The organism is Pseudomonas sp. PA-4-8C (assembly GCF_021606625.1).
In the GTDB taxonomy this organism is placed as follows: Bacteria; Pseudomonadota; Gammaproteobacteria; order Pseudomonadales; family Pseudomonadaceae; genus Aquipseudomonas; species Aquipseudomonas lactis.
Genome location: NZ_WKCD01000331.1, coordinates 1 through 5499, shown reverse-complemented (window position 1 = coordinate 5499; position 5499 = coordinate 1). Strand labels below are relative to the sequence as shown.

3 protein-coding genes and 3 pseudogenes are annotated in these 5499 nt (G+C 62.5%); all 6 read right to left on the bottom strand.

Annotated features, from left to right (window positions below):
• Positions 1–440 (bottom strand): annotated as a pseudogene (locus GIW04_RS27315) (4-hydroxyphenylpyruvate dioxygenase); the annotation flags it as partial.
• 246 nt (positions 441–686) lie between these two features.
• A pseudogene (locus tag GIW04_RS31610) lies at positions 687–788 on the bottom strand (EamA/RhaT family transporter); the annotation flags it as partial.
• A gap of 85 nt (positions 789–873) precedes the next feature.
• Positions 874–1605 (bottom strand): fimbrial biogenesis chaperone, encoded by a 732-nt coding sequence (locus GIW04_RS27310; protein ID WP_120248074.1) that lies wholly within the window; start codon positions 1603–1605, stop codon positions 874–876.
• An 8-nt stretch (positions 1606–1613) separates the two neighbouring features.
• The gene (locus GIW04_RS27305) at positions 1614–2657 is read right to left on the bottom strand and encodes a fimbrial protein (RefSeq protein WP_082628863.1); all 1044 of its coding nucleotides are present in this window, start codon (positions 2655–2657) and stop codon (positions 1614–1616) included.
• A complete protein-coding gene (locus GIW04_RS27300) occupies positions 2654–5275 on the bottom strand; it encodes a fimbria/pilus outer membrane usher protein (RefSeq protein ID WP_236301289.1) in 2622 nt (873 codons plus the stop codon). Before GIW04_RS27300 ends, GIW04_RS27305 begins: the two co-directional genes overlap by 4 nt.
• Positions 5276–5277: 2 nt before the next feature.
• Positions 5278–5499, bottom strand: a pseudogene (locus tag GIW04_RS27295) (fimbrial biogenesis chaperone); the annotation flags it as partial.

Sequence of the window (5499 nt, the reverse complement as noted above, 5' to 3'; positions counted from 1 at the left end):
CCTTCGAGGTACACGAAGTCGATGTCGTAGATCGAGTTGCCTTCGCCGAAACGGTCAATCAGGTACAACGGCGAACCGCCAATGCCTTTGATTGCCGGCAGGTTCAATTCCATCGGGCCGGTGTCGATGTGGATCGGCTGGGCCCCCAGCTCCAGGGCACGTTTGTAGGCCTGTTGCGAGTCCTTGACGCGGAACGCCATGCCGCACACCGACGGGCCGTGCTCGGCCGCGAAATAGGAAGCGAGGCTGTCGGGTTCGTTGTTGAGGATCAGGTTGATCTCGCCCTGGCGATACAGGTGCACGTTCTTGGAGCGATGGGTCGCCACTTTGGTGAAGCCCATGATCTCGAAGATCGGCTCCAGGGTGCCTGGGGTGGGCGCGGCAAATTCGATGAATTCAAAGCCCATCAGGCCCATTGGGTTTGCGAGTTGGTCGGTCATGTTCGGTGCCTCATCATTCTTGTAGGTAGCAATTGATTAGTTGCGAGCAAGGATGAGGCTGGAGGGTGGCGCACAAGAGAGGCCCCGCACGCTGCGGGCGAGGAAGTCACCAAAGATGAGGGGGGAGCCAAGTAGCTTCATGGTGTCATCAGTCTCTGACGGCCGAGGCTTGCGTGAGCGCAAGTCCATATTCTTGTATGCGTAAACTGATTCTACACAGCGTAACCAGGTTTGTCCGTACTCTTATCAAATCCCCATTGCCCTGCCCGGCGCAAGGGGTTTGTTGCACAGGTAGATACCCAGCAGGATGATTGCGCCGCCCAGTAACATCGGCATGCATATCGGTTCTGTGATGCTGGATCGGCGTCAGTCTTCCCCGGCTGCCCTGGCATTCATCGCGCTGGCACAAGGGCTGTACCCCTCGCCTACTTAGTTACCGGCCTATGCGCTGCGTGCTCTCATGCGTCGCGCCATAGTCATCCAATGTGGTGGAGCGCAGCGTCGGCGTACCTCGCCACGGTACAACCCAACCCGGCATGATCAACTCGGCCGTTGAGCGCGGTGCCAGCATCGGTGGGTTTTCATGGCGGTATTCGACGCCCTCAAGGTTGAGTGCCACGCTGGACAAGGTCACATGAAAGGCACTCGGGTTGCGCACCCGCAGCACCGGGCGGTCGTCTGCCAGTTGCCATTGCAACGCCGCCACGGCATCTTCCGCCCTGCCAGGCAACGCATTGGGGCGCAGGAACAGTTTGATGCGCGTGCGAAACGCCAGTTGCAGTTGATGGCTTGCCGCGTCAGTAGGCCGTATCCCTAGCACATTCAGCCAATACACCACTTCCTGAGGATCGGTCATGGCTTGTCTGGGTACCGGGTGATAAATCACCCGCAACGCTTGAGCCTTGCCGGGGTCCATTCGCAGAATCGGTGGTGTGACAGTAAAGGGTACGTCACTCAATTCCGGCGCCATCTGGGGGTCGCCTTCATCGATCCATACCTGTACCAGCCGTGGGCTGTCCGCCTCGTTGCGCAGGGTGAGGGTTACCACCCGTGCCGCGGCCGGGTAAATAAGCCGGGTGCGATCAATGACGATTTCCGCTTGCACCATCGCCATAGATGCCGCCAGTGCCATACCGGACACGCAGTTCAATAAGACTCGGATCATCACGCCGACTACCGATAGGCCAAAGTGAAGGTCGCCAGCCCGTTGGCCGTGCCCGGGCGGACGGTGGCGCCGGTTTGTATGTAGCGCGCGGTCAAGGGAATCTGGAAGGTGCCGTTGCCGGTGCTGCCTGCCAACCATTGATTCGGCGTGCCGATAGCGGCGGCGTCGGGGCCGTAGCTGATCAGGCGGTTGCCAAACAGCAGTTGCAGCGCCACGCCCTTGGCGGTGGAGTTGGCGGTCAATGTCAGTTGGTCACTGCGATTGGCCGGTTGGGTCTGGTCGGTCAAGGTCAACAGCACATCGCTCTCAGCGCCCCCGCCACCAGCGCACTGCAAGGTGATGGTGCGGGTGGCATTGCCGGCCACGCTGCCAATGCCCTTGAACGCCCTGCTCTCCACCGCCCCCAGCGGGATCGCCACGGAGGGCGTCGAGACCGTGCAGGTGGGTTTACTCGGCGGGCCGACTTCGACACTGCCGAAGTTGAACGCGTGGTGCGTGTCGCTGGTGTACAGGTACAAGCCCGCGAAGGTACGCGGCGTAATGGTGCCGCCCTGGATCGGGCCGGTTACCACGAAGAACAAGCGGCCGCGCAAGCCCCACGTAGGCAAACCGGGATGGATCGGTCCGCGCAGCACCGTGACTCCGGTGGTTACGGTTTGCATCGGCCCCACGTCACGGTCCTGCGCCATGAACGCAAACCCGACGCCTTGCACGCCGGTCAGATGAACCGGCATGACGACCCCTGAGTGGAAGAAGTTACGTCCTGTCCAGGGAATCTCCCGTGCAATCCGCGTGGACGACCAATAGCGAACAATAAGGTTGGGCGGATATGTGCACCTCAACCCGTGCGCTACCTCAACGGGGTAGCCACCCGGGTTGCCCAGGGCCTGGCCGACCACAGGGTTGGCGGGCACCGTAATACGCGGCACCGACAGCACCGTCGGCGGCGCGGGCGTACACGTCGCCTTGGCCTGGGCATGGGGCGCGCTGGCGAGGGCGATGCAGGTCACCATTACAAGCCCTGCCAAACGTTGCGTACCGGGGCTGATCATCGGCTGCTGACCTCATCGTTGGCGGTGTTGGCGTGGCACCGGCTGACCAGTTGGTCGGCATTTTCCTGGCGGTGCCCCGGTGGCCGCGGTGGCAGACGGTATGGGATATAGCAGCGGTCACTTGCCGCCTCGGTCCAACGCACGGTCAGCGTGCCCTGGTCGGCCACGCCGCGCACAAACGCCTTGCCGGCTTGCCCAATCACCCCGACTTCCCTGCCCTGCTCGTCGAACACCTGAGCGGCAAAAGGCAGCGGCTGACCGTTGCGATGGGTCGCCTTGATCACCACCGCACGGCCACTGACGGTCTCGAACTTGACCAGCGACACTGCGCCCCCTGTCGGTACCACCGAGTGATTCGATTCCTTGAGCTCCACATCCATGGGCATGCCTTCGGGGTCGATATCCACGTCATTGGGATGGTAGGCCCGCAAGCTCGGCAACACGCCATAGCCGTGTGAGTCGATGCGTACACCCCCACCGATCTGCGCGCCCTGGGCATCCGGTGCATACACCAGTGCCGACGCTTCACCGAGGCTTTGCGAGAGGGTCACGCCACCGCCATGGGCAATCAGCCCGCCGTCGGCGCCCATGGACATTTGTGCGTTGTTGCCACTCTGGCCGTAACCTGCGCGCAGGTTGGCCGTGCTGCTGCGATACCCGGCGTAGGCATTGAAGCTGGAACCGGCCTGGCTCCCCGTGCCCTGGCTGCCGGCCAGGCCGTAGTGCCCCTCTGACGCCTCGCCGAGCAAGCCATTGATGCCCACTTGCTGTTGACTGCCCTTTGATTCGCCGGTGTCGCGCGACAAAGCGCTGCTCAGGGTCGGCGCCGACGTGCCCTGGCCCAGCGGCATCGACAGGGTCAGCGCCAGACGATTATCGACGCGACCGGGTTGCAACGCGCGGCCGAAAAAGATCGCGTCACTGTGGTCACGATCGCTGGGTGGGTCGGCGTCGCTGACCCTTGAGCGCTGCGCCGAAATGTTCCAGTTGAGCTGCTTCCAGCGTGATCCATAGCTGAGGGTGAAGGATGTCTGGCGACCTTGCCGGCTCGCCCAGTAGTCAACAGAACTGCCGTACAGGCTCAAGGTGCCTTCCCCCATCTGCTGGCTGATCGTCAGGTCGAGACGGCTTTTCTGGCGGGCATAGCCCTCGATGTTCCCATGCTGGCGGGCCAGCTCCTGCACATTCAAAGCATCCGGCAGGCTCAGATAGCCGGCCGTGGAGAAGCGGTAGGCGCCCAGCGCAAAATGGGTTCCGGAAAATGGCAGGTTTTTGTTGTAGGCCAGGCCCCAACTGTGTCCGCCAACCACCCCGTTGCCCTCAATGCGGGTGCGCGAGTGCGCGGTGTCCAGGGCAAACGCGCCGATGGGCGTACTCATCGCCAGCCCGGCTTTGCCCTGCAAGTATCCCCGGGAGACCGCGCTGCCGCCGTACAGGCTCAAGCCATCGGTAAGGCCATGCTGCAAGGTGCCCTGAAACACCATGGGGCTGGTCTTGCTGACCCCGCGTTGCTGCACTTGGCCCAACGTGGTGCTGTAGTGAGTGGCGCCCTGGCGCAATAATTGTGGGGCCACGGAATACGGCACGACAAAGGTGGTGCGGCGCCCGTCCACCTCGGTGACGCTGACATTAAGGTCACCACCGTAGCCCGTGGGATAGAGGTCGTCGATGACAAAAGGCCCCGGGGCAACCTGGGTTTCGTAGATCGTGTAGCCGTTCTGGCGCACCGTTACCGTGGCGTTGCTGTCGGCGATGCCGTGTATCTGCGGTGCATAGCCTTGTTGCGACGGCGCCAGCATGCGGTCATCGGTCGACAGGGTAATCCCCCGCACCCGCACGCCGTCGAGGACCTGGCCGTTACTGAAGCTGTCGCCAAGGGTCAGTTGCGAACGCCAGGCCGACAAGGGCCGTTGCAGGTACGTGGCGGTGTGTTGATAAGGCAACAGACCGCCACGGGAAGTCCAGGCCTGGCCGCCTTGGTGGCGCAGGCGCCAGTCGCCGAGGTTGACGCCGCCGTTGAGGCCCAGGTAACCCCGACCTTCCCCCGCCCCCGAAGTCACCGCTGCGGCGCTGAAGGTGTAATTGAGCAGCGCAACGTCGAGCCCCTTGTCCCAACGGGCCGGGTCAACGTAACCGCGCGCGGCTCGGCTGAGGTAAGCCTGCGGGATATTGACGTCGAGCGTCAGCGTCACAATGTCGAGCTGGCTGCTGGCCAGGGGGATCCATTGGGTAAATTCACGGCACTGCGTGTCGGCGCTGCGTTCGTCAGGTGGCAGCACGACTCCGAGTTGGGCAAGTTCCAGGGCGCTCACGCAAGGCTGGACGTTGTCCTTGTCATCACGCGAGACAAAGCTGATTTCACGGCGCCCCGCGGATTGCCCATTGAGGAATACATCCACACGATAGACGCCAGGCGCCAATGCATTGCCCGTATTGAAACGCGAAATATCCACCGCCGTGGACAAGCCGGTGGTAAACGCCTCGATATCAAACAATAGCGCCGCGGCTTCGGCCGGCAGGCATAAGGTCGTGAACACACCCAGCGACACCATCAGCCGCGAGTTGCACAACAGCCAGGCAAACACGGGATGCCCCGTAAATGGCAGGTAAACAGACATAATCAAAACTTCAGGGGGGCTCGCTGCGGCGCGGAGAATGCGCCGTAATCATTGATGTATTTGAAATGCACCTGGGCGTCCGCGGGGATCGTCGGCAGGGTGCCGCGTACAGGCAGTTCAAGGCTGGCACCTGGCGGCACCATGCCTTCTTGTACCGGTATCAGGTGGGCGTCAGGCCGAGGGCCCAGCGCCAGTGCCACCTCGTTGAAGGTCACGTGAAAGGC